At 69.0% G+C, this 25,506-nt stretch carries 24 protein-coding genes and 7 pseudogenes; 8 read left to right on the forward strand and 23 right to left on the reverse strand.

The annotated features are described in order from the left end of the window. Nucleotides 1–172: 172 nt before the first annotated feature. Nucleotides 173–553 carry a winged helix-turn-helix transcriptional regulator gene (locus IE271_RS18815; protein WP_190191519.1) on the reverse strand — a complete coding sequence of 127 codons (381 nt, stop codon included), beginning with the start codon at nt 551–553 and terminating at the stop codon, nt 173–175. 89 nt (nt 554–642) lie between these two features. On the opposite strand from IE271_RS18815, the gene IE271_RS18820 reads away from it, so the two are divergent. Both IE271_RS18820 and IE271_RS18825 read left to right on the forward strand, forming a co-directional pair. After that, complete coding sequence (locus IE271_RS18820; protein ID WP_190191520.1) at nt 643–2,214, forward strand: MFS transporter; 1,572 nt, start codon at nt 643–645, stop codon at nt 2,212–2,214. Between the two features lie 166 nt (nt 2,215–2,380). Next, nucleotides 2,381–2,791: pseudogene (locus IE271_RS18825) on the forward strand (Tn3 family transposase); the annotation flags it as partial. Here IE271_RS18825 and IE271_RS43970 read toward each other — a convergent pair. The 3 genes and pseudogenes from IE271_RS43970 to IE271_RS18840 form a co-directional block, all read right to left on the reverse strand. Beyond that, a pseudogene (locus IE271_RS43970) lies at nt 2,786–2,896 on the reverse strand (hypothetical protein); the annotation flags it as partial. The pseudogenes IE271_RS18825 and IE271_RS43970 sit on opposite strands and share 6 nt — an antisense overlap. A 350-nt stretch (nt 2,897–3,246) precedes the next feature. Next, nucleotides 3,247–3,615, reverse strand: coding sequence for a VOC family protein (locus tag IE271_RS18835; RefSeq protein WP_190191620.1), 369 nt, complete (start codon nt 3,613–3,615; stop codon nt 3,247–3,249). Nucleotides 3,616–3,654: 39 nt separating this feature from the next. After that, complete coding sequence (locus IE271_RS18840; protein WP_190191521.1) at nt 3,655–4,428, reverse strand: oxidoreductase; 774 nt, start codon at nt 4,426–4,428, stop codon at nt 3,655–3,657. 80 nt (nt 4,429–4,508) lie between these two features. On the opposite strand from IE271_RS18840, the gene IE271_RS18845 reads away from it, so the two are divergent. Next, nucleotides 4,509–5,087 carry a TetR/AcrR family transcriptional regulator gene (locus IE271_RS18845; RefSeq protein WP_190191522.1) on the forward strand — a complete coding sequence of 193 codons (579 nt, stop codon included), beginning with the start codon at nt 4,509–4,511 and terminating at the stop codon, nt 5,085–5,087. Nucleotides 5,088–5,464: 377 nt separating this feature from the next. On the opposite strand, the pseudogene IE271_RS18850 reads toward IE271_RS18845, so the two are convergent. After that, nucleotides 5,465–6,081: pseudogene (locus IE271_RS18850) on the reverse strand (IS256 family transposase); the annotation flags it as partial. Between the two features lie 275 nt (nt 6,082–6,356). After that, nucleotides 6,357–6,920, reverse strand: coding sequence for a TetR/AcrR family transcriptional regulator (locus IE271_RS18855; protein ID WP_190191523.1), 564 nt, complete (start codon nt 6,918–6,920; stop codon nt 6,357–6,359). A gap of 138 nt (nt 6,921–7,058) precedes the next feature. Between IE271_RS18855 and IE271_RS18860 the strand changes: the two genes are divergently transcribed. From IE271_RS18860 to IE271_RS18870, 3 genes are all read left to right on the forward strand, one after another. Continuing rightward, nucleotides 7,059–7,784 carry an SDR family oxidoreductase gene (locus IE271_RS18860; protein ID WP_190191524.1) on the forward strand — a complete coding sequence of 242 codons (726 nt, stop codon included), beginning with the start codon at nt 7,059–7,061 and terminating at the stop codon, nt 7,782–7,784. Between the two features lie 69 nt (nt 7,785–7,853). After that, complete coding sequence (locus tag IE271_RS18865) at nt 7,854–8,924, forward strand: aldo/keto reductase (protein WP_190191525.1); 1,071 nt, start codon at nt 7,854–7,856, stop codon at nt 8,922–8,924. Between the two features lie 69 nt (nt 8,925–8,993). Then, entirely contained in the window at nt 8,994–9,740 is a 747-nt protein-coding gene (locus tag IE271_RS18870; protein ID WP_190191621.1) for an SDR family oxidoreductase, read from the forward strand. A gap of 318 nt (nt 9,741–10,058) precedes the next feature. Here IE271_RS18870 and IE271_RS18875 read toward each other — a convergent pair whose 3' ends face one another. The 8 genes and pseudogenes from IE271_RS18875 to IE271_RS18910 form a co-directional block, all read right to left on the reverse strand. Next, a complete protein-coding gene (locus IE271_RS18875) occupies nt 10,059–10,607 on the reverse strand; it encodes a Tn3 family transposase (protein WP_229919416.1) in 549 nt (182 codons plus the stop codon). 34 nt (nt 10,608–10,641) lie between these two features. Continuing rightward, a pseudogene (locus tag IE271_RS18880) lies at nt 10,642–11,085 on the reverse strand (transposase); the annotation flags it as partial. Further along, nucleotides 11,058–12,677 (reverse strand): FG-GAP and VCBS repeat-containing protein, encoded by a 1,620-nt coding sequence (locus tag IE271_RS18885; protein WP_308435188.1) that lies wholly within the window; start codon nt 12,675–12,677, stop codon nt 11,058–11,060. The gene IE271_RS18885 and the pseudogene IE271_RS18880, both read right to left, overlap by 28 nt. Beyond that, nucleotides 12,613–13,893 (reverse strand): phospholipase D-like domain-containing protein, encoded by a 1,281-nt coding sequence (locus IE271_RS18890; RefSeq protein WP_190191527.1) that lies wholly within the window; start codon nt 13,891–13,893, stop codon nt 12,613–12,615. The genes IE271_RS18885 and IE271_RS18890 overlap by 65 nt, the downstream gene beginning before the upstream one ends. Before the next feature lie 145 nt (nt 13,894–14,038). Continuing rightward, nucleotides 14,039–16,243: a trypsin-like serine protease gene (locus IE271_RS18895; RefSeq protein WP_190191528.1), complete on the reverse strand. Its 2,205-nt coding sequence runs from the start codon at nt 16,241–16,243 to the stop codon at nt 14,039–14,041. 92 nt (nt 16,244–16,335) lie between these two features. Then, the gene (locus IE271_RS18900) at nt 16,336–16,881 is read right to left on the reverse strand and encodes a trypsin-like serine protease (protein WP_229919417.1); all 546 of its coding nucleotides are present in this window, start codon (nt 16,879–16,881) and stop codon (nt 16,336–16,338) included. Between the two features lie 90 nt (nt 16,882–16,971). After that, on the reverse strand, nt 16,972–17,178 hold the full coding sequence (locus IE271_RS18905; protein ID WP_190191529.1) for a hypothetical protein: 207 nt from the start codon (nt 17,176–17,178) through the stop codon (nt 16,972–16,974). Between the two features lie 41 nt (nt 17,179–17,219). Further along, nucleotides 17,220–17,630, reverse strand: coding sequence for a hypothetical protein (locus IE271_RS18910; RefSeq protein WP_229919418.1), 411 nt, complete (start codon nt 17,628–17,630; stop codon nt 17,220–17,222). A 460-nt stretch (nt 17,631–18,090) separates the two neighbouring features. Here IE271_RS18910 and IE271_RS18915 point away from each other — a divergent pair, with 460 nt between their 5' ends. After that, nucleotides 18,091–18,474 (forward strand): hypothetical protein, encoded by a 384-nt coding sequence (locus tag IE271_RS18915; protein ID WP_190191530.1) that lies wholly within the window; start codon nt 18,091–18,093, stop codon nt 18,472–18,474. Nucleotides 18,475–18,982: 508 nt separating this feature from the next. Here IE271_RS18915 and IE271_RS18920 read toward each other — a convergent pair. Next, nucleotides 18,983–19,126, reverse strand: a pseudogene (locus tag IE271_RS18920) (transposase); the annotation flags it as partial. Between IE271_RS18920 and IE271_RS44350 the strand changes: the two are divergent. Beyond that, nucleotides 19,112–19,762 (forward strand): annotated as a pseudogene (locus tag IE271_RS44350) (IS30 family transposase); the annotation flags it as partial. The pseudogenes IE271_RS18920 and IE271_RS44350 overlap by 15 nt on opposite strands. 343 nt (nt 19,763–20,105) lie before the next feature. Here IE271_RS44350 and IE271_RS18930 read toward each other — a convergent pair. The 8 genes and pseudogenes from IE271_RS18930 to IE271_RS18960 all read right to left on the reverse strand — a co-directional run. Beyond that, entirely contained in the window at nt 20,106–20,522 is a 417-nt protein-coding gene (locus tag IE271_RS18930; RefSeq protein ID WP_190191531.1) for a nuclear transport factor 2 family protein, read from the reverse strand. Between the two features lie 47 nt (nt 20,523–20,569). Continuing rightward, a complete protein-coding gene (locus IE271_RS42110; protein WP_229919419.1) occupies nt 20,570–20,785 on the reverse strand; it encodes an NAD(P)-binding domain-containing protein in 216 nt (71 codons plus the stop codon). Then, a complete protein-coding gene (locus tag IE271_RS18935; RefSeq protein ID WP_229919420.1) occupies nt 20,715–21,179 on the reverse strand; it encodes an NAD(P)-binding domain-containing protein in 465 nt (154 codons plus the stop codon). The genes IE271_RS42110 and IE271_RS18935 overlap by 71 nt, the downstream gene beginning before the upstream one ends. 32 nt (nt 21,180–21,211) lie before the next feature. Further along, nucleotides 21,212–22,210 (reverse strand): alcohol dehydrogenase catalytic domain-containing protein, encoded by a 999-nt coding sequence (locus tag IE271_RS18940; protein WP_190191532.1) that lies wholly within the window; start codon nt 22,208–22,210, stop codon nt 21,212–21,214. Nucleotides 22,211–22,316: 106 nt separating this feature from the next. Continuing rightward, nucleotides 22,317–23,069 (reverse strand): SDR family NAD(P)-dependent oxidoreductase, encoded by a 753-nt coding sequence (locus tag IE271_RS18945; RefSeq protein WP_190191533.1) that lies wholly within the window; start codon nt 23,067–23,069, stop codon nt 22,317–22,319. A gap of 94 nt (nt 23,070–23,163) precedes the next feature. Next, nucleotides 23,164–23,595, reverse strand: a complete 432-nt coding sequence (locus IE271_RS18950; RefSeq protein ID WP_190191534.1) for an Rrf2 family transcriptional regulator — start codon at nt 23,593–23,595, stop codon at nt 23,164–23,166. A 295-nt stretch (nt 23,596–23,890) separates the two neighbouring features. Continuing rightward, nucleotides 23,891–24,685 (reverse strand): Tn3 family transposase, encoded by a 795-nt coding sequence (locus tag IE271_RS18955; protein WP_268256207.1) that lies wholly within the window; start codon nt 24,683–24,685, stop codon nt 23,891–23,893. A gap of 73 nt (nt 24,686–24,758) precedes the next feature. After that, a pseudogene (locus IE271_RS18960) lies at nt 24,759–25,235 on the reverse strand (DUF4158 domain-containing protein); the annotation flags it as partial. Nucleotides 25,236–25,506 lie beyond the last annotated feature (271 nt).

A 25,506-nucleotide genomic window follows, 5' to 3' on the forward strand; every position in this document is an offset into this window, starting at 1 on the left:
TCCACCATCCACACCGGCACCGCACCCCGCGCCATGGCCACCCTCCGCAACCTCGCCATCGGCCTGCTCAAAACCCTCGGCGCCGACAACATCGCCAAAACCACCCGGGCAATCCGCGACCAACCCGAACGAGCCCCCCCCCACTCCTGGGCATCATCAACAACCTCGACGCTCAGGGAACTTGATCAAGCCCTGGGGGAGGGCCGGGCGGCGACTGCGGACGGCGCACCGTCTCCTGGTACCAACGGCCCCACTTGTCCAGCTGTTCCGTAATGGAGTCCAGGCTGTGTCCGACGTCGGTCAGCGCGTACTCGACCCGCGGCGGAACCTCCCGGTAGACGGTCCGCGTCACCAGACCGTCGGCCTCCAACTCCCTCAGCTGCCGAGTCAGCATGCGCTGGGTGATGGCCGGCATGGCGCGCCGGAGCTCGCCGAAGCGACGCTTCCCCGGAACCAACTGCTTCAGGATGGCCAGTTTCCACCGGCCTCCCAGAACCTCCATGGCGAACTCGATCGCGCAGTAATCCGGCGCTTCTTCGATGCTGGAACGCACAACTGACCTCCATTGGTATACCGAATGACAGTAGGGGACACGAAAGACCGTACTTGTGACTCGTGTCGATACTTACCGAAACTGAGACCATGTTGAACAGGGATGCGTCCGCGCCGCTGCGCGCGCCGCGCAAGGCGGAGCAGCCGGCCGCCGCGCCACGGCGGCGGTGGCTGGTCCTGGCCGTGGTGTCCGGCAGTCTGCTGCTGTGCGGTATCGACCTCACCGTGCTGCACGTCGCCGTGCCGAGCATGAGCCGCGATCTGCGGCCCAGCGCCGCGCAGCTGCTCTGGATCGTCGACGTGTACTCGCTGGCGCTCGCCGCACTGCTCGTCACCTGCGGGACACTGGGGGACCGCATCGGGCGCCGCCGCATGGTGCTGAGCGGCTTCGCCGTCTTCGGCCTCGCCTCGGCGGCGTGCGCCTTCGCGACATCGACCGGGCAGCTCATCGCCGCGCGCGCGGCACTCGGCGTCGCCGCGGCGATGATCATGGCGTCGACGGTGGCGATCATCAGGGTGGTGTTCACGGACGACCGTGAGCGGGCTCTCGCCATCGGCGTGTGGACCGCCGCCCACAGCGTAGGGGCGACGATCGGACCACTGCTCGGCGGACTGGTCGCCGAGGAGTGGGGCTGGGGCGCGGTCTTCCTGGTCAACGTGCCCGTCATCGTCGTCATCCTGGCCGTCGGAGCCCGCGTCATCCCGGAATCGAAGAACCCTGTGCCACGCCGCTGGGACCTGACCAGCGTGGCACTGTCCGTCACCGGCCTGGCCGGTGTGGTCTACGCGCTCAAGCAGGCCGGCGAGCACGCGGGCGTGAACACCTCGATCCTCGGCACGGCCTTCGGCGGGGCCGCACTGCTGTACGCCTTCGTCCACCGTCAGCGGCGCCTCGCGGAGCCGCTGCTCGACTTCTCCCTTTTCACCGAGCGCCGCTTCACCACCGCCACCTTGTGCGTCATCGGCTGCTTCGGCAGCTACGTCGCCCTGTTGTTCTTCCTCACCCAATGGCTGCAACAGGTGGGCGCCTACTCGCCGCTCCTCGCCGGCCTGTCGCTGATGCCCCTGGCCGCCGCGAACGCCGTCGGCGCGGTCACCGCGCCCCGGGCGGCGAACCAGTGGGGCAACCGCAAGGCGCTCACCGCAGCGCTGTCCCTCTTCGCCCTCGCGTACGCGGCCATCGCCGTCCTCAGCGACACCACCCGCTACGACCTGCTCCTCCTGCCGCTGCTCGCTGCGGGATACGGCGCCGGCATCGTCATGACCCTGGGGGCCGACGCCATCATGAGCGCCGCGGAGCCCGACCGCTCCGGCGAAGCCGCCGCCATCCAGGAGACATCCTTCGAACTCGGCGCCGGCCTCGGCATCGCCGTCCTCGGCACCGCCCTGACCGTTGTCTACCGCACCAGCCTGCCGCCGGTGCCGGGCCTGTCACCGGGCCGGCGAGCCGACGCCAAGGAGTCGTTCGCCGCAGCCGAGGATGTCACGGCACACCTGCCCTCCCCGACCGCTGACACTGTGCTGCACGCCGCACGGCAGGCCTACGATCACGGCTTCACCGCCGTCGCCGTCATCGCGGCAGTCGGCCTGACCGCCACAGCCCTCCTGACCGCCGTGCTGCTCCGCCCGCGCGAGGCTGGGCAGCACGCCACCGGAAAGTGACGAGCGCACCGCCGGCCCCGCGCGTACCAGGCCCCGATGAGGACCCGGGCCGGGGTCTGCTCCTGGTGGAGGAGCTGGCCGTCCGGTGGGGCTGTGACCGCCTGGGCGCCCACGTCCGGCCATGGGGCAAACGCACCTGGGCGGTGCTGGAAGCCAAGCAAGCGGCGGCGGCACCGGTGGGTACGGTCCGCTGGAGCCACCGGCCTGCAACAAGGCCAACCTGAACAAGGTGGTCACCCAGTGGCCGGACATGCTGCGGGTGGCCGGGTCCCTGGTCACCGGGCAGGTGCGGGCGTACGACCTGCTGCGGATGTCCGGCCGCGAGGGACGACCCACACCTCTCGGTACCGCGTTCGCCGAGTACGGGCGGATCGCCAAGACCCTGCACCTGCTGCGCGTGGTCGACCCGGTCGACGACACCTACCGACGGCCGATGAACCTGCAGCTCACCGTGCAGGAGTCCCGCCACAAGCTCGCCCGGGACATTCGCCACGGCAAGCGCGGGCAGATCATGCAGGCATACCGGACGGGGAGCCCGGCGGACCGCTTCGGCATGGACGGGAGAGCCGTCACGGCACACCACCTGGATGTCCGGATGCCCGCGCAGCCACTCCTCCAGGGTCGCAGTCTCACGATCGGGCAGGACATCGATGCGTTCCCGGGTGCGGGCGTCGACGAGGATCGTGCCGTAACGGTGCCTGCGCGCCGGAGCGAAGTCGTCCGCCCCACGGCCTCGGGGACCTCCCTCTTCGGCAGGGGAATGTCCATCAGCACGCGCAGGGCCGTGTGCCGCGACATCCTTACGGGCAACACCGTCAGCACCCGCACCGCCGCCCGGCCGGCCGGCTCCTTGACCAGCGCAGACAGCTCTGAAAACACCATGTCCACAGGGAGTTCACGAGCAACATGATCATCCATGATGCTCGTCACGCTCGGTTACCACCGGATGTGCGCCAGACCCGTTTAGTTGACACTCCCACGCCGACCTTTCGGCAGGCGTCGGCGAAGGCCCGGCTGCAGTACGGGGCGGCTTCAGGTCGCCCGTAGGCAGAAGGGGTGTCCCGCCGGGCTGGCGTAGACGCGGCTGCTGGTGCGGGTCTCGGGCGTGATTTGCTCAGTGGGCCGCAGTCGGGTGGCGCCGGAGTCGGTGGCCGTGCGGTCGGCGGTCGCGAGGTCTTCGACGTCGAAGTCGAGGTGTATCTGCTGGGAGGTGCCGTCCGGCCAGCTCGGAGCGACGTGTTCGGGGGCGGACTGGACGACGATGACCGGGAGATCGGGGGCCTGGATGAAGTGATGGGTCGGCGTGCGGGTGATCGAGCCGCCGAGCAGCCGGTGCCAGAAGGCGCTCTCCGCCTCGATCTCGGCAGCGTCGATGATCACGGAACTCAGGGTGATGGATATGGCGATGGTCCTGTTCTGGGCGCTGGTACTGGTCGGTGTTCAGACGGTCGGAATGATGCCGCCGTCGACGCGGAACTGCGCTCCGGTGATCCACTTCGCGCGGCCGGAGGCGAGGAAGGCGATCATCTCGGCGACGTCCTCGGGGTCCCCGGGGCGGCCCATGGGGACCTTGAGGTGGTCCACGATCTGTTGCGTGACCTCCTCGACGGTGACGCCCTGCTGGTCGGCCATGTGCTGGAGGTGGGCGGTGGCACCCTCGGTGGCGACGAAGCCGGGAAGGACACACACCACGCGCACTCCGTGCTCGCCGACCTCGGTGGCCAGTTCGCGGCTGTAGGCGTTGAGCGCGGCCTTGGCGGCGGCGTAGGACGCCTCCGTGCGCTGGGGCAGTTGGCTGGCGATCGAGGAGACGTGCACGACGACGCCGGAGCCCCGCTCGACCATCCCCGGCACCAGGACCCGGTCCAGGCGCACGGCGCTGAGGAGGTTCATCTCCAGGTCCGCCCGCCAGGACGCGTCGGACCGGCTCAGGGTCGGCGCCGGGGCGCTCGCCGCGCCGGCATTGTTCACGAGCACGTCCACTCCGCCCACCTGGTCGACGACTCGGCGGCCGAGTTCGGCCACCCCCTCCGGTGTCGAGAGGTCCGCCGGGATGAAGGCGGCGCCGCTGTCCTCCGTGGGCCGGCTGCGGGAGGCCGTCAGCACGGTCGCACCTGCGGCGACGAAGCGGCGCACGGTCGCCGCGCCCAAGCCCCGGCTGCCGCCGGTGACCAGCACTCGCAAGCCGTCCAGGCCCTCGTCGATGTTCGGCATGGGGTATCTCCTCCGTAAGATGAACCTGACTCCGGAAACAGTACACATAAACGGAACCGGACTCACCTTATGGAGGTTCCTTGCCGTCATCACGCCCACTGCGCGCCGACGCGCGACGCAACCGCGAAGCACTGCTGTCCGCAGCCCGCCAAGCGTTCCTCGGCGGCGACACCGACGCGCACGTGGAGGACATCGCCCGCAGCGCCGGCGTCGCCGTGGGCACGCTCTACCGCCACTTCGAGACCCGCGATGCGCTGATCAAGGAGGTCTACCGCAAGGAGGTCGACGACCTGTGCGCCGCGCCCGGCGACCTGCTGAACCAGTACGCCCCGGAGGAGGCACTGCGGCGCTTCCTGCTGCTGCTCGTGGACCACGCCGCTGTGGGCAAGGGGATGTCCGTCGCACTGGAGAACATCATGGCGACGGACTCACCGGTCTTCGACGACGCACGCACCCGCATGGCGGACGCCCTCTCCCTGCTGCTCGACGCGGGCAACGCGGCCGGCACCGTCCGCGGCGACGTCACCGGCCCCACCCTGCTGCGAGCCCTGGGCGGCATCTGCGCCATGCGCGTGTCCGAGGGATGGCTCGACGAAGCCCGGCAGATCACCAGCCTCCTCCTCGACGGCCTGCGCCACAAAGCCCCGCGCGGAAGCTGAATCGACCGCTGCCCCACCGTCCGCCGCGGCAGTTCAACGGCGGGCGGCGGCCTTGACGGCGCGGCAGTCGGGACAGCGGCAGCGCCCGTAGCGGTAGGCCATGGCGGTGCCGTGCTCGAGGTCGGGATCGCGGCCGGCTTGCAGGGCAAGGTCCAGGGCGTGGGCCCAGGCGGGTGCGTGGGGGCCCCGTAGCTGCGGGCGCGGTTGACGGTGATGCCCAGGCACCGACTCTGCGGAAGGTCCCGCACTCGCGTCATGTACTCGGCCTGCGACAGACCACCGACAAACTCCGTCATCACATGCCTCCCCAGGTCTTCGGGGGACGACGTCCGTCACCCCTCACGGAGAGTGTCGTCCCAACCCAGGGCCTACTATGAGTACTTCGCGCCCTCACCTCCGTCACCGGCCCAGATGCCCAAGATGTCGCGGGTACCCTCCACGGTCACCGCCATCACGACACAGACCGGGCGGTTGGCAACCTGCCCGTCCCTGATCCTGACGTTGATGGCATCGACGAACAAACCCGGATAAACACGGTCCAGCGGACGGCTCTGCCACTCCGCCATGCCCTCCACCACCTTCTCCGTGATGGTGGAAAGGGTCTGCTTGGACACCTCGGCGCCATGGACCTCGGCCAGATGCGCCGCGATCTCCCCGTGCGTGAGGCCCTTCACGGACAGCGACAGCACCATCTCGTCGACGCCGGTCAGCCGGCGCTGCCGCTTCTTGACGCTTCTCACGGCTCGAAGCCGCCCTCGGTGTCCCGCGGCACCCTCACCTGAACCGGGCCGACATCGGTCAGCACGGTCATGGCCCGGGTGCCGTTGCGACTGTTGCCACTGTTCTTCCCGGCCGGATCGTGCTTCTCGTAGCTGACATGGTCGGTGATCTCGCCCGCGAAGACGGACTCCAGCACCCGCTTGGTCAGCATCTGCAACAGCCCGCCCTCACCGGTCAGCCGCAGCCCCGCGCTCCGGGCCCGGTCGACCAGCATCGCGACGAACTGCTCGTCCGACGCGCCGCCGGCACCGCCTCACCAACCGGCCCTCCCGCAGGCCGGTGTTCGGCCATCGACTTGCCCACTTGGCGTCTCTCCCTCGATCAGCAGATCCGCCGTTGATCAGACACTCCCTCGCGAGGCGGGGAACGAGCCGGACGTAGGCAACCATCCCGACGGTCCTCACCAAGGTCTGGGGCGTCACGACCGCCGCGGCCGCAGCCATGCCGTCCGGCGTAGGCCGACGCCTCGCCGAACCGCTGGCGTATCGCTTAGCGGAGCCTGAGTCCGTCGACGACGACGTCCAGCATTCGGTTCAGCTGGGGGCGCTGCTCGGGTGCGCCGGCCACGGAGAGCAAACCGGCGAGGATGCCGCCTACCTCGACCGGGTCGATGTCGCTGCGCAGTTCTCCTGCTGTGGCGCCGGCCTCGAGCACCATCGCCAGGACCTGCTGGACCTCGTCGCAGACCGGTCCGGTGCCGAAGCGGCCGGAAGCGCTCATGGCGACCAGGGCCTCGCAGATGCCGCGTCGTTCACCGGCCCAGTCGGCGAATCGGAGCATCCACGCGTGGAGGGCCTGCGCGGGCGGCTTGGTGGCCAGCAGGGTGCGCGCATCTTCGCGCAAGGGCCGGATCTGGTCCCGGTACACCTCTTCGACCAGATCCTCTCGGGTGGGGAAGTGCCGGTACAGGGTGGCGTTCCCCACTCCCGCGCGCTTGGCGATCGCGTCCAGCGAGATCGCGCGTCCGGACGCGAAGGCTTCGGCGGCCGTGGCGATCAGCCGCTCGCGGTTGCGCTGCGCGTCGGTTCGCAGGGTGCTGCGTGGAGGTGTCATGACCGTCGCAATCGTGAGTGTCGGATGAGGCTCGGGAACGATTCGGGGATGTCCCCGGTTCAGTGTACGGTGAGAGAAACGGGGAGTTCCCCGATTACGGGTGGTCTCACCCGTCGCTTCAGCGACGAAAGGTTTGCCATGCCTACAGCCCTCATCACCGGGGGAACGACCGGGATCGGCAGAGCGACGGCCGAGCTGCTGCACGCCCGCGGCTACCAGATCGCGGTCACCGGACAGAATCCCGATTCCCTCGCACGAGCAAGATCCGAGCTCCCCGACGACGTGCTCGTCGTCCGATCCGACGGGCGCGTGCTCTCCGACACCGACGCCCTGATGTCAGCGGTGTCGGCGCGGTTCGGATCGCTGGACCTGCTCTTCCTCAACGCCGGGATCTTCCGTCCGGCACCGGTTGCCGAGGTGACGGAGGAATCGTTCGACGAGCACGCCGACCTCAACTTCAAGGGCCAGTACTTCACCCTCCAAAAGGCCCTTCCCCTCATGAACGACGGCGGCTCGATCGTGCTGACCGTCGGCATCGGATCCCGTCGCGGCACCCCTGGCGCCACGGTGGGGGCGGCGACACGCGGCGCGCTGCTGGCCATGCTGCCCTCGCTCGCGCTCGAACTGGCCCCGCGCAGGATTCGCGTCAACGCCGTGAGCCCCGGGGTCACCGACACCCCGCTGCTCAACAAGCTGGGGGTGCCCGAGAGCGGCCGGGACGCCATGCGCTCGAAGATCCCCTTCGAGCGCTTCGGATCCAGCCAGGAGGTCGCGGAAGCAGTCGCCTTCCTCGCCTCGGACGCCGCCGGCTACATCACCGGCCAGGACATCACCGTGGCCGGCGGCTACGGGCTCGGCGCCTGAAGCCCGGGCGAGCCGACCACCGATCCGCACCTCTCGAACGCCACGAACCGCACCTCACAGGAGAACACGATGGCACTCACTCTCGACACTTATCGGCTGCTGGGCCGTTCCGGACTCCGGGTCTCACCGCTGGCGCTGGGCACGGCGACCTTCGGCACCGAGTGGGGCTGGGGCGCCGAGCGCGACGAGGCGCGCAAGCTCTTCGACCGCTACACCGAGCTCGGCGGCAACTTCTTCGACACCGCCAGCACCTACACCAACGGCAGCTCCGAGCGGCTGCTCGGCGAATTCGCCCGCGCCAACCGCGACAAGATGGTGCTGGCGACGAAGTACTCGACGCTGCGCCAGCCCGGTGACCCGAATTCCGGGGGTACCCACCGCAAGAGCATGCTGGCGTCGGTGGAAGCCAGTCTGCGGCAGCTGAACACCGACTACATCGATCTGCTCTACGTGAACGTATGGGACTTCAGGACGCCGGTGGAGGAGATCCTGCGGGGCCTGGACGACCTGGTGAGGCAGGGCAAGGTGCTGTACGTGGCGATCTCCAGCGCCCCGGCCTGGCAGGTGTCGCGCATGCAGGCAATCGCCGACCTGCGCGGCTGGTCGCCACTGGTCGCACTGGAGACCGAGTACAGCCTGATCGAGCGCACCGCGGAGCGTGACCTGATCCCGATGGCACGCGAGATGGGACTCGGCGTGGTCCCCTTCTCCCCGTTGGGCGGCGGGGTGCTCACCGGCAAGTACAGCCGGGAGGACCAGAACCAGGCGGGCTCCGTTGCCGGCGAAACCGCCAGCAACCGCAAGAGCCTCAACGTCGCCCTGGGATGGGTCACCGACCGCAACCTCGCCATTGCCGATGCGGTGAAGGAGGTGGCCTCGGAGCTGGGCCGCACACCCGCCCAGGTCGCACTGGCCTGGACCCTGAACGCCCCGGGCGTGACGGCACCCATCATCGGCGCCCGCACCATCGCGCAGCTGGAGGACAACCTGGGCGCCCTGCAGGTCGACCTCACTCCTTCCCAGTTGGCCCGCCTCGACGAGGTCAGCGCCATCGACCTCGGCAATCCGCACGACCTGCTCGCCAGCGATCACATCCGCACGGTCACCGCAGGCGACATGAGGATCGAAACCCTCGGCTGATTCGCTTCATGAACGGCGACATCCAGATATATCGACATGTTTTTGATGATGGAACGGAGCAACCTCGGTATGGGTAGGTACAGCGACAAGAACGCGGTGATCACGGGTGGCAGCAGCGGCATGGGGCTCGCGCTGGCGGAGCTGCTGGTGCAAGGCGGAGCCCGCGTGGTGATCACCGGCCGTTCTCAGGTCAAGCTCGACGCGGCACGCGAGCGGCTCGGCGGGAATGCCGTGGCCGTCCGGGCGGATGTGGCCTCACTGTCCGACCTGGATATGCTCGCCGGCCGTGTAAAGAGCGAGCTCGGCTCGATCGAGGCCTTGTTCGTCAACGCCGGCATCTCACCCCTCACGCCCCTCGAGTCGACGACCGAGGACGTGTACGACGAGCTGTTCGCGATCAACGTCAAGGGCGCCTTCTTCACTGTGCAGAAGCTCGCTCCGCTGCTGAGCGCGAACGCCGGCATCGTCCTCACCACCTCGATCGCGAACGTCATCGGCATGGTGGACACCAGCGTCTATGCGGCCGGCAAGGCGGCGCTGCGCTCGATGGCCCGCAGCTTCTCCCGCGAGCTGCTTCCGCGGGGAATCCGTGTCAATGCGATCAGCCCGGGTCCCATCGACTCGGGGATCCTGGAGACGATGAACTTGTCCAAAGAGGCCGCCGACCAGTTCAGGGCGGAACGGACCGCGAGCAACCCCATGAAGCGCTACGGCACCGTCGAAGAGTTCGCCAAGGCGGCCGCATTCCTCGCCTTCGATGCCACGTACACCACCGGCGTCGAGCTGGCCGTGGACGGCGGCGAAACCCAGCTCTGAGCTCGTCTGCCGTCCCGCCAAGGGCGTAAGGCCCGCTACCACGGCGGTTTCGGGGGCGCTGCAACACGTGGTCGTGTCGTTCAGGCCGCGAGCAGTTCATGCAGGCGCTCGGCTGGGGTTTCCCGGCCGAGCGTTTTGCGTGGGCGGCCATCGAGTTCGGCGGCGACGGCGTCAAGGTGCTCGCACCAGGAGGTTGTCGCGGCCCACGAAACACGCCGACTGAACCTTCCCCCGTGAAGTGGACACCTGTTCGTGTCGTCATGCGGCGAGGGTGCTGGTGACCAGATGCTGTTCGTAGGCGATCGGAACCCCAGCTCCTCACCCCAGGGCCGCCGCCGGTCCACCCTCGGGCGCGCGCGGCCCGGGCACGGCGTCCCGGGCGGTCAGGTCCGGGTCGAGGCGTCTGTTCGTGTCCAGCTCGAACCGGCCGTAGGGATTCACATGGGTCCAGAACAGCGGGGGGAGCGCCCGCCGGTCCGCGCCGGTGAGGGTGCCAGCCCACCTCGGATCGGCGAGGACCTGCTGCATCAGCAGCGTGTTGACATGGACCGGGGCGGACTGGAGCAGATGCAGCGCGAGCATCGATACCTCCTGGGACTCCTTGTCCTGTCCGGCCAGGTCGCCGTCCTTGCCGTAGAAGAGGTCCTTGTTCGCGGAGTTCCAGTCCTCCACGCCCTGCAGGCCCTCGTGGATCTCCTGGCGCAGTTCGACGTCGGCGAGGTAGTCGCAAACGAACGCCGTACGCACCGCCCGGCTCAGCTCCTCGATCGCCTGGTAGGTGGGGTGCTTGGGGCCACCGCGGGTGAAGCGGCGCAGGACCTGCTCGGCTTCGGCGGTGCCCGGGCGCAGGGCGGTGGTGTACTCCACGATCTGGTCGTACTGCTGGCGGATCAGATCCCAGTCACTGGCCTTTTTGCCGTGGTGTCGTCAAGGTGAGACCGGTTCCGGCGAGGCAGCCGTTGATGGCGTCGCTGCGGTACTGGATCTGGCGGAGGCCGTGTCGGAGGCTACGCATCAGCTGCTCGGGATCGGTGAAGGCGGTGTCGGCCTGGCTGCTGCGCCGCAGCAGGGACCAGATTCCCTCGACGGGGTTCAGACCGGGTGCGTAGGCCGGCAGGAAGTAGTGGGTGATCCAGGCACGGGAATCGATGGACTTCCGCAGCCGGGTGTCTTTGTGCACGTTCAGATGATCCCGGACGAGCACGATCGGGGCACCGAGCTGTTGATGGGCGGCGATCAGCAGATCGCGGTACCCGCTCCAGGTGAAACTGCGTCTGCCACCTCGTCCGTGGTCGGCGTGCCGCTTCGGCCGGCAGATCACACGAGAGCGCTCGCCCTGCTTGTAGCCAGTGCGAGTACAGTGCCAAGTCGAGCGCCGGAGGTGGTGCCGATGGTGGTGCGGCCGTAGTAGACCCCGCTGGCCAGGTTGTAGACGCCGGCCGCGCTGTCGATCTGGAGGATGCTGCCGTCGCCGTCGTTCTCACCGCTGATGCCGATGGCCAGGTCGGGCCCGCCGGTGCCGGTGAGATCGGTGAGGACGACGTCGGAGCCGAATCGGTCGCCGGGCTCGCCGACGCCGGGGGTGGCACCGGTGTCCTGGGAGAGCAGGACGCTGCCGGTACCGGTCAGCCCGTCGCGTGTACCGGTCCCTGACAGCAGCAGGGCCATGCCGACGTCGGCGCCGTTGACGGTGTCCTCGCCGGGCAGGCCGGTGAGGACATCCATCCTGCCGTCGCCATTGAAGTCGGCGACGGCGACCGCGGATCCCATGGCGTCGCCGGCTTCGGCTGCGCCGGGGACTTCGGGGCTGTCCTGGTGAACAGTGCGCGCGGTCGCGGCGTCCAGAGCGATCTCGGTGGAGGCGCGGGCACGGCCGTACACCACGGTGACCTGACCGCCGGCATGCGCCTTGGACTCCGCGGTCGCGGCCTGGCCGATGACCAGGTCGTCGCGGCCGTCACCGTCGAGGTCGCCGACGGCGAGGGAGCGTCCGCCGGGGGTCTCCAGGAGCCGGCCGCTCTGCAGGCCGTACGGCGATCCGTGCTCGACCATGACGTACGACTTGCCCAGGTGGTCGCGGAAGTTGATCGCGACATCGTCGTAGCCGTCACCGTCGAAGTCGGCGCTGACGGCGGCGGTGTGGTCGATGGCGCCGTCGGAGAGCAGCATGGTGCTGCGGGTCCCGTCGTCGGCGCGGATCGTCTGGAAGCCCTGGCCGCCGTCGCCCTCGCCGACCGCGAGGATGTCGCCCTTGCCGTCGTCGTCGAAGTCGCCGACGGTCACGGCGGCGCCGACGCCGACTCCGGCCGGGGTGGACGGTGAGGTGGTGGTGAAGGAGAAGCCCTCGGTCATGCCGCTGGCGCCGTCCAGTACCGTGATCGCGCCGCGGTCGGCGTGGCCGCTGGTGTCGTCCTCGCCGGGGGCGCCGATGACCAGGTCGAGTCGGCCGTCACCGTCGATGTCGCCGGTGGCGGTTGCGGCGCCGAAGCGGTCGCCGGTCTCGTCGGCGCCGGGCACGCCGGGCGAGTCCTGAGTGAGGGTCTTGCGGGCAGCCGCGTTCGGACCGCTCGCGCTGCCGGGGAGCACGGTGACCCTGCCCGTGCTCGAGTCGTCCTGCGGTACGCCGACGACCAGGTCGGTACTGCCGTCGGCGTCGAAGTCGGGCCGGGAGGCGGCGGGGGCGCTGTCGGCGGCCTGGGCGGCGGGCACACCGCCGGCCGCGGTCAGTGCCACGGCTCCCGCCGCCAGCCACGTGCGGAACCGACCGGGGAGTGCGGTACGGGTGTGCCTGCCCATGGATAAGCGTCCCTCCTGATGATGCGGATGGTTCGGCGCGGGTGGTCCGCCGCCCGTCGGGCGGCGGACCACCCGGTCACGGAGCGGCGAGGGTACCCTGCTCGCGGGTGGCGACGGAGCCCCGGCACTCGGGGGTGTCATCGGCGATGCCGGGCCGCGCGGCGCCGAAGATGTCGGCGAAGCGGGCGGCGTACGCGTCGTGCACCGCGTCGTCGTCGATCTTCAGCAGCGCTTCGTCGTTCCGACGCAGCGCGGGGTTGCTGTAGTTGTGGCTGCCGGTCCACACGAGCTTGTCCGGCTTGCTCAGGTACGCGCCCTCGATCAGCAGGAACTTGGAGTGGATGAGCCTGCGGCTGTTGGTCGGGTCGGTGTCGTCCTCGTGGTTCTCGCAGCGGACGGCAGGGCCACCGCTGTAATGAAGCGTCTTCCAGACGGTGGCGCCGGCCGAGGAGTAGACGATCGAGACGCCGCAGCCCTGGGAGCGCAAGGCGGCGAGTTTCGTGGCGACGGCGGTGCGGGTGAACAGGAACATGCCGAGGCGGATCTCGGTGGTGCGCCGGACGCCGTCGGCGTCGGTGTACGTGCAGCCGGTGATGTTGTCGAGGATGCCGACCACGGTGTCCGTGCTCGCGGTGGTACCGGCCCGCGGGAAGAAGTACGGCTTGTACGGGCCGGAGGTGGGCTGGGTGGTGTAGGTCCAGGAGTCCCAGTCCATGCCGGCGAGCTTGGCGAAGTACGCGCTGTAGGAGGCGTGCAGGACCGGGTCGGCGGCGACGTAGGCGTCGTTGTACATCTTCGTCCAGCTGGCGGTGGTGAAGTTGGAGGATGTCTGCACCACCACGTCCTTGACGCCGCCGGTGTCGGAGAAGAGCCAGAACTTGTTGTGGTTGATGGAGTCGCCGAGCGCGGGATCACCGAGGCAGGACTTGCCGACAGGACACATCCCGGCGAACGAGGGCCGGCTGCGGTCGGTGCCCAGGGCGGTGGCGAGAATGCTGTAGGTGGTGGACTCGGGCCTGCTGCTGACGCTGCCCTCGTCGAGCATGACCTGCACGTCGACCTGGCGTTCGGTGTGCGCGGCGACCAGGGCACGGGCGACTTCGGCGTCCCAGAACTGGTAGACGGTCACCTTGATGTCCGAGCCCGGTGCGGCGTCGGCGATGAGGCCGAGGATGCGCAGCCGTATCGCCTGCTGTTCCTCCACCGCGCCGTCGGGCTGGTTGAACACCCAGCCGGTCCGGTTGGTGGCCGCCCATGCCGGCGGGGCGGTGCCGCCCAGCAGGCCGGCGAAGGCGAGCAGCAGGGTCGTCGCGGCGAGCGCGACGGGACGGACGAGGCGGTGCAGCGCGCCGGACATGTGGTCTCCTGGGTGGTGCGGGGGTGGGTGTCGACGGGGAGTCGGGCCGGTGAAGCCCGGAGGGCTCCCGAAGGTGTTCCGGGAGCCCCGTGCCGACCGGCCGACGACCTGCGGGAAGTGGCTGGTGGCCGACGGTCGTGCCGGCTCAGCGCGCGGCGTGGCCGAAAGCGGTGCCCGTCGCGGGCAGGCCGCCGGCGCCGGGCTGGTAGGTGGTCACCGTTTTGTCGGTGCCGCCGGGAACGACGTTGCCGACCGGCAGGGCGTGCAGGGCGCCGTAGGTGCTGGGCCCGTAGGGCATGCCGGCGTACAGATGGGTGCCGGTGAAGTGGATGCTCTGTCCCAGACGGCTGCCCGCGGCGGGGGCCCCGGGGATGCCGTCGCCGTCGCCGGCTTCGATCCACAGGTCGTTGTCACCGGCCGCACCCAGCATCGAGAAGACGTGGATCGCACCGGACTCGGCTGCGGTACCGATCGCCTCGCCCGGGGTGCCCACGGCGACCAGCAGGGTGGCGGTGGTGGCGACGTTGCGCGGAGCGGTGTTGATCGCGGTCAGGCTCTCGCCCATCCGGTCCCCGGTCTCCGAGGTGCCCGAGACCATGCCCTCCCCGTCGCGCTGACGCAGTTCACGCAGGTAGTCCCAGGTGCTGTCGGAGTTGATCCGAACCAGGATCGCACGGCCGGCGTCGGCCTTGTCGGCGCCGTTGACGGCGGTGGTCTCACCGGGCGAACCGATCGCCAGCATCGAGGAGTCGGCGGTGGCCGAACCGGTGGCGCGGTAGGCGGTCATGGCCAGGGCGGCGCCGAACTCGTCGCCCGCCTCGGCGGCACCGGTCACCGCGCTGTCGTCCTGGTCGATGCCTCCGATGGAGGTGGGCCGGCCGTCCGCGTCCAGGGTGTGGCTGAAGAGGGCCACTGTGCCGGAGTCGGCCGCGGTGCCGACGGCCTCGCCGGGCTCGCCGATGGCGAAGAAGTTCTCGTCGCCCGCGACGGCGGCACCGAACTCGTCGCCGGCCTCGACCACTCCGGGCACTCCGGTGGGCAGGTCCTGGTGGAGGGTGCGGCTGGTGTCGCCGCAGACGTAGAAGGCCATTCCGCCCTCGGCCTCGGTGCCGACGGACTCGCCCGGTACGCCGATGAGGATCCAGGGGCGGCCTGCGGCCGTGGTGCCGGCCGCGAGGGTCTGGCCCATGCGGTCGCCGGCCTCGGAGGCCGAGGCGAGGATCGAACCGGTGCCCGCGCCCTGCTCCAGGTGCTTGTTCTTCACCGCACCGGTTCTCAGTCCGCTGCGGCCTCCGAAGAGCACGTCGGCCATGCCCGCGTTCGCGGCGCCGTCCAGGGCCTCTCCCGGGGCGGCGACCACCAGGTCGGTGTAGCCGTCCTCGTTGTAGTCGACGGTGGCCGGCGCCTCGCCGAAGCCGTCGTTCGCCTCGGCCGCGCCGGGCGCCCAGTCCAGGTCCTGGTCGATCTGGGCGGTGCCCTTGCCGCCGCCGTACACGATCCGCACCAGGCCGGCACCGGCGTCCCCGCCCGCACTCGCCTCGGGATCGGCGACGGCGATGTCCTCGACACCGTCACCGTTGAAGTCGGTGATCGCGGGGGCGCCGGCCTCGGAGTCGATCCAGGGCTTCAGGTCGTCGACCCGGGCGGTGACGCCCGCGGTGCTGGTCCGGGTGGCCTCGGTGCCGAAGCAACCGCCTTGCAAGGACTGGCTGTTGAGGGCGACCAGCTGGACGGTGGAGCCGGTGCCGCGAAGGACCGGACCGTCGGAGTCACCCATGCTCGCGGCGGCGTCCTTGCCGGTGACGGCAGCCGTGGTGGCGGCGGCCGAGTCCACGGTGTAGGTGCCGGTGTGCAGGCTCAGCGGCACCCATTCGTCCTTGGTACGGCCGTAGCCCGCGAACGTCAGCTCCTCCCCGGCGGTGGGTGCGGTGGTGGCCAGGGTGGCGGGCGCGACATCGGTGACCGGCCGGTTCATGCGGGCCAGGACCACATCGCGGTCGGTGCGCGGCACCAGTTCCACGACCTGACGCACCGCGCCGGAGGCGCTGGCCGGATCGGTACGGCCGGTGGTGGCGGTGACCGTCTCCTTGGGCGCACCGGCGTCGACGGCGAGGCTCGTCGCCGGGTCGGCGGCGAAGCAGCTCGTGGCGGTGAGCAGCCATGCGGCGTCGACCAGGACACCGGAGCAGCCCCGTTCGTGGTCACCGATGATCAGCTGTGCGGTGTGGGCGTACGTGGTGCCGGCGGCTGGGGCGACGGCTTGGGCGGGTAGGACGGTGAACGCACTGGTGGCAAGCGTTGCGGCGAGCAGGGTGCTCGTCAGCGCAGCGCGCGGGCGTAGGTGAGGCACGGTGGTGTTCCCTGGTGGTTCAGTGGTGCGTGAGTGGTTTGAGGGGCTATTGAGCTGCTGAGCCCGAACAGCCCGAAGCACGCTTCAGCGGATCAGCCGATGGTGGGCCACATGGCGGAGCGGGTACCGACCGTGCCCCGGCCGTCGCCACCGATGCGCCCGTAGCCGGCAATGGTCAGTTCCTCACCGGTGACGGGCGCATCGGTGGCGACGGCAACGGGGGTGATGCCGGTGACCGGCCGGTCCAGGCGGGCCAGTGTCAGGTCCCGGTCGGTACGGGGATCCAGTTGGGTGACCTTGCGTACCTGCCCGGTGGTGGAGGTGAGGTCGGTGCGGCCGATGGTGGCGGTGGTGACGAGCTTCGGCGCTCCGGCGCCGAGGGCGGTCGGGTTGTTCGGGTCGTCGGCGAAGCAACTGGAGGCGGTCAGCAGCCATTGACTGTCCACGAGCACGGCCGAGCAGGCACGCATGGTGTCGTCCGCGCCGATGACGAGGCGGGCGGTGAAGGAGCGGGATCGGGCCGTGGCGCCAGGCCCGGTGACCGCCTGAGCCGACAGCGGGGGCAGAGCGGCCGCACAGGTGAGCGTCATGATCGTCAGACTGCTGGTCAGCGCTCTGCGGCGACGTGGAGAGGGCACAGTTGTTCCTGTTTCAGACAGAGGCGAGTGAGCGCATGCGGCGGGACTTGCCGTGAACCGGCGGAAGGCCTTGCGCCAGAGGAGGGTTGATCAGTCCGGGACGTGCGGTTTGACGAGTACCGTCGGATCGCCGGACTCGCCGCAGCCAGTGGAGCCGTCGGCAGGCGCGTTGACGACGGTGGCCTTCAGGGGAGAGAACGCGATCCAGATGCCGTAAGCCCTGGAGATCTCGACTGCGAGGAAGGCAAGCTCGGCCGTGATGTCGAAACGGACATCCTGTTGCCCGCTCCAGCTCATGATCCAGACGTCGTGGACGCCGTCGTCGGAGATCGATGCGCCTAGCCGGTGACGCGGATTTCGACCAGTACGGACCGGGCGCCGCCCACGGTGCCTTCACCCACGCTCCTGTAACCGCCCTCGGCGATGTCGACCGTGGTGGTCTCGCCGTTCGCGGTGAGGTCGGCGCTGATGGGATGCTCCCCCGTCTCCAGGGCGAAGACTCGTGGCAATTCGAGCGTCAGGTAGCCGCTTGGGGCGGTGGCCCGGAAACAGTAGTTGCCCTTCCGGCCGACCGTGTCGTCCTTGACCGTGTGGATCTTGATTTGGTCGGTCGTGGCGTCGCAGTCCGCCAGCAGGACGTGTCCGTCCCCCTTCTTCAGCTTGACGCCCTCGGTGGCCGGGATGTCGGCGGCGCCGGGGTAGCCGAATTGCTCCACTATGTAGGGCGGTGCATTTGTGGAAGTTCTCACAGAGGAATCGTCGGCGGCGGCAAGTGGAATTCCGGCGGCTGCACCGAGTGCGGCAACGACTCCGAAAGCAAGAAGGATCCGGGTGCGGGAAAACACCGCACACTCCTTTCGGGCGCGACAGTCTCGTATCGAAATGCCGCCCCCCGTTGAGCAACGGAATGCAAAGACGACCCACACCGTAACCTCACGGATGCTCACAGTCAACACACAACTTCCATGACGACCACGCAAGTTGGGCCGGAGATAGGCGCAGGCAGGAGGGTATGCAGCGCAAAAGCGCAAGGCGATCGCGAAGAATGAACAAATCGAATGAAACGTGCAATAAGGTCTTCTTGCGGCCATCCGGGCACCTTATTCACCATCGCGACTGCGAGGGTTATGCCCACCCCCTCAGATATTCGACGGCGAGCCGTATTCGACCGTCGACAACCGAAGATAGGTAGCCAGTGAATCCAATAATGTGGCGCTCAATGGCCGGGTGTACGACGGGTTCACCGGACGAGGCGGTCAGTCCATCGCCTACTACCCGACGACTACTTACCTGCTGGGATTCGACCAAGCCCGCGGCGGCAGCCTGCTGCACGGATTCAACGAATGGCTCACCGTACGCAAAGGTAAGCACAGCAGCGCTTCCTGGGTGGCGGAAGTTCCCAAAGAAGCCGTTCCTGACTTCAGCTTTCAGAGTTGGCTGCAGCTCAACCGTTTGACACCGGAGCAGAATGAGCGGGCCATGGAATGCCTTTACTCGCTGCTGACCGGTTTCTTGCGCGTCAGGGACAATGAACAAATAATGGCAGAGGTGTATCTGAAATACCAGTCACTGTCCCTGAACGCCGCCGATTGAGCTTCTTTGGTGAACGTTTTCCATTCTGATCAGCCGGCGAGTTCGAGGGCGACGACGGCCCGGAAATACGGCGGCGATCCGGGGGTGCTGCAGCGGAGATTTCGCAGGATTCTGCAGCCTTTCCGGACGGTCATGGCACGCTCGCCGAGGCTGCGGTTCTCTGCATGGTCACGGTTGTGGTGCCGGCGTCAGCCGCGCAGGGTCATTGCATGAAGCGATCTCCCGGCATCTGCGTCTGATAAGCCGTCGTATCGCATTTCAGTCGTAGTTGCTGCCGCGGAACGCAGTGCAGGCACGGGAACGGGTCATTATGCGAGTGTCCACCTCCCGTGAACACAGAGCGAGCCCGTGCCTGCCCCGCCATCCGCCCCCTCACGCCCTCCGTTTCGGGACATCCGACCCCATGCCGGCGCCGACGACAGGGAGAAATCTTCGGCAATCCATGCGGTCACTTCCCACCAGTTCGAACAGGGGTATGGCTCGTGCTCAGGTTCGATGACTGATCGTTTCAGAATGAGGTGCGGAGGCGGCTCAAGCAGATGCTGCTGCAGGCGAGTCGGAGCAGGGCCTGGTGGAGGTCGGCGCGTGTCTCGTAGCGGATGCGCAGGCGTTTGAACTGGTGGGGCCAGGCGAAGGTGCGCTCTACGACCCACGCCGGTGCCAGGCGATCGACCGCAGCCTCGCCCAGCGGCTACGGTCAGGAAGACCCATGCGCCGTCCGAAGATCGCCCGTCGGCCCACCGGGCGGGGCATTATCCGCGGCATGGTGCCCATCACCGCCCGCCCCGCCGAGGTCGAGGACCGCAAGGGCTCCCGGCCACTGGGAGGGCGACCTCGTGATGGGCACCCGCCCCTCGGCGGTCGCCACGCTCGTCGAGCGCACCAGCCGCTACACGGCCATCGTCGCGCTGCCCGACGGCATCAAGGCCGAGCAGGTCGCGCCGCACCTCACCAGAAGTCTCCTCGGCATCCCGCCCCAGTTGCGGCGCACGCTCACCTGGGACCGGGGCCGGGAGATGGCCGAGCACCAGGCCATCACCGCCGCAACCGGAATGCCGGTCTACCTCTGCAAGCCGCGCAGCCCGTGGCAGCGAGGCACCAACGAGAACACCAACCGGCTGCTTCGGCAGTACCTGCCCAAGGGCGCGGACCTCCGCACGTTCAGCCAGGCCGACCTGGACGCCATCGCCCACGAGCTCAACCATCGTCCGCGTAAGACTCACGGCTATCGCACTCCGGCAGAGGTCTACGCTGACTCCTGAACAGCGGTGATGCGCTGGCCGCTTGAGCTCGCCATCGTTTGCGAACACCATTCAGCCAGGCGAGGAGGCCGGAGACCGGCGGAACACGGTGGGGGGCGAAAGTTCGTGGGCGCCGGTCAAGTTCCCAGCGCGGCGGGCCCGGCGGGCGGCACGCTGGTCGACATGGCGACACCGGCCGATGGCCTGGCGACGCTGGGGGACCTGGTCGGCAGTCATCGCCGAAGGCCGACGGCCCCAACGTGCTGACCGGCAGCAATTGGCTGGGGGCGAGTTCTGCTCTCCGTTTCGGCTTCGGCTGTGTCTCGGCTGACCCTGTGCGTACATGTCCGGCCGGGCCGTCCCGGGCCGCGGGCCCTGAGTGCCCTCCGCTCAGCCGGCGTTGAACGCCTCGGCGACGGTCAGTGTGTCCTCGTACAGGTGCATGCGAACGATTCGGCCGTCCTCGACCGCCAGGTGCATGGCCACCGGTGTGGTGAACTCCTTGCCGCTGGCCACGGCGGTGTGCGTGAAGACCGCCAGCAGCACCACGTCACCACCGTCGACGATGAAGCGCTCCAGCACGACCTTGCTCTGGCCGTGCGCGAAGTGCGGCCACATGGTGGTGAAGTACGGCGCGACCTCCTCCCGGCGGGTACGGCGCCCGGTCCAGGGCAGTGCGTCGCTGCCGGGGACGTGCCAGTCGATCTCCTCGGAGAACAGTTCCTGGATGCCGTCGGGGTCCTGCCTGCCGAGGCGCTCCAGGAACTTCTCGGCCACGGTCCGCGAGGTCTGAGTATCTGGTGCCATCGTTCTTGTCCTTTGTCTCTTCGTCTCTTGAGGGTGTCGGTCGGGCCTCAGCCCTGGAACAGGAAGTGCTTGCCGCTCAGCGGCCCGCCGAGCTGCATGAGCGCCCCGCCTTCGCGCAGCGCGCCAAGGTCGACCGGCGCGAACCCGAATTCGGTCAGCAGCCGTGTGAAGGGGGTCTTGGCGCTCTCGTCGTCACTGGCGAGGAAGACGACCTGGTTGCCGTCCTGGTGCCGGGGATCGGGAGCCGTATAGGTGGCGAACACGGCGTTGGGCCTTGATCAGCGTGGCGCCGGGCAGTTGCTGGGCGACCCACTCGCTGCCGGTCAGCGGCGAGACGTCGGCGAAGCCGCGGTAGGGGTCGGACCGGGCGAACTGGTTGGTCGTGTCGACCACCACTCGGCCCGTCCAGTCCCCGAGCCGCCGCCCGACCGCGGGGACCGCGCCGAACGGGACGGCGAGCAGGACCAGGTCGGCCGCCGCCGCTTCTTCGAACGTGGCCGCCGAGGCGCCGGGCCCGATGGCTGCGACGGCGTCGCCGAGTGTGCTGGGGCCGCGGCTGTTGCTGACCAGCACCGGGTGCCCGGCGCGTGCCGCGTGGGCGGCCACGGCTTGTGCTGGTGCTCCCGCACCGATGGTGCCGATGGTCTTGGATTCCATGCGGTCACTGCTCCCCTGCGGTCCAGGCTTGGTCAGTTCAGCTTGAGCAGTACGGTGCCGGTGCCGCTGGTCCGCGCCGCCGAGATGGCGCTCGGCAGCTCGTCGAGCGGGTAGGCGGCATGAACGGCGAGAAGGTGTGGATGCTGCGCGGCGATCTGGAGGGCGGCCCGCCGATCGGCGGCCCGGATATCCCCAGGGCGGGTCGCCCAGCGCGTGATGCTCACCGCGCGGACCTTCAGTTCCCGCATGAGCAGCTCCAACGTCGAGAGCGTCCACGGCTGCGCGGCTAGATCGCCCCAGACGACCAGCGTCCCGCCATCGTCGACAAAGGGCAGGATCTCCCGCACGAAGGGACCGCCGTGCGCATCGGCGATGACCGGCACCGGCCTCCCGCCGACCGCCCCCTCCAGCTCGCGCTGCCAGCCGCCGCTTCCGGAGACCACGACGGGCACGTCCGGCCAGTTTGTGCGGACCGTTGACGCAGCACGGTCGCTGCGGACGACGGCGACAACGGGCCAGCCACGGTCGCGGGCCTGCTGAACGATGAGCTTGCCGACGGCGGACGCGGCCCCCGACACGAGGAGTGGAGAATCGCTCGGCGCTGCCGCGGCAGCCCTCAGCTCATCGACCGCACGGAGCACGTCACGAGAGGTGATGGTGTTGACGAGCAGGACGCTCGCCATTTCGTCGCTGAGGGAGTCCGGGACGGCTACGGCGGCCTCGGCCGGCACGGTGATGTACTCGGACCATGCGCCCGGGGCCGGAAAGACCGCTACCCGATCGCCGACACGAAGCGCCTGCACCGATGGACCCATCGCAGTCACCACGCCCGCCGCCTCGGTGCCCAGCCTGCGCCCCGCGGATCCGTCCGGCAGGCCGGTCTCCGTCGCGACCAGATCGCCGCGGTGGACCGGGGAGATGCTGACACGCACTTGGATTTCGCCGGCCCGAGGGGCCGGCGCCTCCGGCCGGTCCTCGATGTGTGCGACGGCTGCCGCATCGCCCGCCCGGTAGTGGACCACGCTCTTCATGACGCACTCCTTGTTGTGTTGAAGCCGTTGCCCTGGCGAGACGGTCGCGAGTACGCGGCTCGGAGGCCCTGGAGCGTCGATGCGTCCCGCCTCGCCGATTCGCCGCCTAGAGCTGTGTGACGCCGCCGTCGACGAGCAGTTCCGCGCCGGTGGTGAAACTGCTTTGGTCGCTGGCCAGGTAGAGGGCGGCAGCGGCGATCTCGTCGGGACGGCCGAAGCGGCCGAGCGGGGTCGGCGGGGCGGGCTCGGCCGCGGTGGGCCGATCGTCGCGCGGAAAAGCGGCGATGAGCTCGGCCAGGCCAGGGGTCTCGACAGGGCCGGGGGTAAGAGCGTTGACGCGGATTCCGCGGCCGGCCAGCTCAGCGGCCCAGGTGCGTGCGAGGCTGCGGACCGCGGCCTTGGAGGCGGCGTAAACGCCCAGGCCCGGGGTGGCCAGCAGGGCAGAGTTGGAAGAGATCAGCGTCACCGAGGCGCCGGCCGTCAGCAGCGGCAGCGCCTTCTGCACAGTGAAGACCGTGCCCTTGAAATTGATCGAGGCAGTGCGGTCGTACTCTTCCTCGGTGATCGTGCCGAGCGGGCTGTATTCCCCGACCCCGGCGTTGGCCACCACAATGTCCAGGCGGCCGCTGCGGTTCGTGATCTCGGCGAAGACCCGGTCGAGGTCGCCGAGATCGGAGGCATCGGCCTGGATGGCGATGCCTAGGGCTCCGACCTGTGCGACGGCGGCGTCGAGCTCGGTCTTGCGGCGCCCGGTCAGGTAGACGGTGGCGCCCTCGGCGGCGAAACGGCGGGCGATCGCCAGGCCGATGCCGCTGGAGGCGCCGGTGACGAGGGCGGTCTTGTCGTCCAGTTGTCCCATGAGATTCTCCCATTTCTTAGTGTAACTGTTTTGGTTACATCGGTGGCCGTGAAATGCGACCCCCCCTTGATCAGGGGAAGTCGACGGTTCGAGGTCAGGCAGCTTTCAAGACGTCCCGCAGCACGTCCTCCAGCGTGGTCTTGGCCAGCTCCCTGCGCAGGGCTGCCTCCACATCGTCGTACACGGCGGTCATCGCCGGCCCGATGCCGTGGCCCACGACGCACTCGGGGTTCGGTGTCGCGCGATGCAGGGCGAAGACCGGTCCCGGTTCGATCGCCTGGTAGACGTCGAGCAGGGTGATCGCCGCCAGGTCCCGCGCGAGCATCCAGCCCGCCCCCGCCCCCCGCCGTGAATCGGCCAGGCCGGCCTTGCGCAGCTCGCCCAGCAGGCGACGGATCACCACGGGGTTGGTGTTGACGCTCGTCGCGATCTGCTCGGAGGTGGCGACCTCGTGGCCACGCCGCTGATACAGCCCGATCCATGTCAGGGTGTGCGCCGCGATGGTCAGTCTGCTGTTGGCACTCACGTCGGACTCCACCTCCCTCGCCCCTCGACTTTAGTCGTAACTATAGCTATTACAACCCTACGCGGCAAGTCCTGCGGAGCCGGCTGGACCGGCCTCGTCAAGGAGCACGCCACCCGCGAGCACACCATCGCCGAGTTCTTCTCCGTCAAGCCGGGCCACCGTCCATCGACTCTGGAACGCACCCACGGCCAGCACCATACAGAAGCCGAACGGCGGTAGGGCCCCGCCAACCTACCGGCGGGTCCGGTGTCCCCTGGTCTCTGAGCCAGTAGGACTCCAGGGCCGACTCTCCTGGTCATGCCGTCTGGCCGTAGCCGTCCGGGGCGGGCGGGTCGTTGCCTCGGAGCGGGCTGAAGTCGACGTCCAGGTGCGGGTCGTACGCCTCGGGCTGAATGCCGAGTTCGTGGGTGGAGTACTCGCCGAAGCGGCGGATGTGCTCGGTCAAGTACGGCGAGATGTGGGCGAGGTCCTCAGGGTCGATGATGTAGCCCTCCTCCTGGAGCTGGCGCACGACCTCGGCGATGTCGAGGGCGTTGTGGAAGATCACCGCGTTCGTGAGCAGGGCGTTGAACTTCGCGGTCCTCTCCTGCTCGACGGGGTCGTTGTCGGTGATGACGCCGCCGTTGCCGAAGCCGATCCACTGGGAGAAGCCGTCGAATGCTTCGGCCTTGTTCGTGGCGGCGGTCACCCGCCGGCGCAGCGGGGCGTCCGAGAGGTAGCGCAGCAGCTGGACGGTGCGGATGATGCGGCCGACCTCCCGGAAGACCGTGTAGGTCGCATTCTTGCGTGAGCCCGCCCGCAGGCGCCGCAGCAGCAGCGTGGAGGAGATGGCACCCTCGCGCACGGAAACGGCCACCCGCATCAGGTGCCGGAACTGAGACTCGATCAGGTCGAAGTCGATGACGTTGCGGCCCGGCTCCCCGAACAGGGCGTCGATGTGCACGTATTCGGCTCTCTTCGTGGGCCGGTAGAAGGTCAGGTCCTTCCAGTTCCTGATCCTGGGCATCAGGTCGAAGCCCAGCAGGTGCGCGAGCGCGAAGACAGGGAAGCTCTGGCCCTGCGCGTCCGCGCGCACGGTGGTCGGTTTCAGCTCGGAGGTTGCGGATTGAGGCGTTCACCTCGGTGCGGACCTTCGCCGCGAGCGCGTCCGGCGCGGTGAAGCCCAACAGCTCCAGCCCGGCTTCGACGACCTTCTCCAGCGCGATGTTGATCAGGTCCGCCGGGCGGTTCTTCGAGACGGCCTCGCTCCGCACCACCGCCTCGGCGATCTTCCGGGCCCGCGCCTTGTCGTACGACAGGCCCGTTCGCTGCCGTACGGCGGTCCGCTGCCGCTCCGCCGTACGGTTCGCGGCTCCCGGCATGGTGCCCTCCGGCAGGTCCAACGCCCGGCGGACGAAGCCGACGACCGTGTCGGGGATCTCGTCCAGCTTCGGGAAGCACCCCATTCGCTGGTACGACTTCAACATCAGAAGCTGGGCCAGCAGATGCTCATCGCCGTCGGTACGGGCAGTAGCCCACTCAACCTCGTCACGGCTCGGCGCGAGGAACGGATGCAGCTCATGCGCGGTGATCAGCCGCTCGAACCGCGGATACGCGGTCCGCTCGATCGAGGTCACACCCCACCGCGCCCCGGACGACATCCAACGTCACCACCAACGACGCCGAGCCGAACGGGTGACGGACGGACCCGCTCAGGCGTTCAAGATCATCCCGCGGCGGGTTTCTGGCGTATCCGGGTCATGCCCCTCACCGGCCTGCCCGCCCTCAAGCCCATCGCCACCGACGCCACCACCCGCCCGGACACCGCCTGCCCTCCCCACCACGCCACACAGACCAGGCGGGAAACCGGCGACACCACCCGACGGCCACACCAGGAAGACACCAAGCCCGAAACACCGGCACCGCCAGCCC

Source organism: Streptomyces minutiscleroticus (genome assembly GCF_014650875.1).
Lineage (GTDB): Bacteria > Actinomycetota > Actinomycetes > Streptomycetales > Streptomycetaceae > Streptomyces > Streptomyces minutiscleroticus.

What these genes read in the sequence shown, in the direction of transcription:
- IE271_RS18820 (WP_190191520.1), top strand. Translation starts at nt 643, where the DNA reads ATGTTGAACAGGGATGCGTCCGCGCCGCTGCGCGCGCCGCGCAAGGCG.
- IE271_RS18840 (WP_190191521.1), bottom strand. Translation starts at nt 4,428, where the DNA reads ATGCCGAACATCGACGAGGGCCTGGACGGCTTGCGAGTGCTGGTCACC.
- IE271_RS18855 (WP_190191523.1), bottom strand. Translation starts at nt 6,920, where the DNA reads ATGACACCTCCACGCAGCACCCTGCGAACCGACGCGCAGCGCAACCGC.
- IE271_RS18860 (WP_190191524.1), top strand. Translation starts at nt 7,059, where the DNA reads ATGCCTACAGCCCTCATCACCGGGGGAACGACCGGGATCGGCAGAGCG.
- IE271_RS18865 (WP_190191525.1), top strand. Translation starts at nt 7,854, where the DNA reads ATGGCACTCACTCTCGACACTTATCGGCTGCTGGGCCGTTCCGGACTC.
- IE271_RS18870 (WP_190191621.1), top strand. Translation starts at nt 8,994, where the DNA reads ATGGGTAGGTACAGCGACAAGAACGCGGTGATCACGGGTGGCAGCAGC.
- IE271_RS18885 (WP_308435188.1), bottom strand. Translation starts at nt 12,677, where the DNA reads ATGACACCCCCGAGTGCCGGGGCTCCGTCGCCACCCGCGAGCAGGGTA.
- IE271_RS18890 (WP_190191527.1), bottom strand. Translation starts at nt 13,893, where the DNA reads ATGTCCGGCGCGCTGCACCGCCTCGTCCGTCCCGTCGCGCTCGCCGCG.
- IE271_RS18905 (WP_190191529.1), bottom strand. Translation starts at nt 17,178, where the DNA reads ATGAGCTGGAGCGGGCAACAGGATGTCCGTTTCGACATCACGGCCGAG.
- IE271_RS18930 (WP_190191531.1), bottom strand. Translation starts at nt 20,522, where the DNA reads ATGGCACCAGATACTCAGACCTCGCGGACCGTGGCCGAGAAGTTCCTG.
- IE271_RS18935 (WP_229919420.1), bottom strand. Translation starts at nt 21,179, where the DNA reads ATGGAATCCAAGACCATCGGCACCATCGGTGCGGGAGCACCAGCACAA.
- IE271_RS18940 (WP_190191532.1), bottom strand. Translation starts at nt 22,210, where the DNA reads ATGAAGAGCGTGGTCCACTACCGGGCGGGCGATGCGGCAGCCGTCGCA.
- IE271_RS18945 (WP_190191533.1), bottom strand. Translation starts at nt 23,069, where the DNA reads ATGGGACAACTGGACGACAAGACCGCCCTCGTCACCGGCGCCTCCAGC.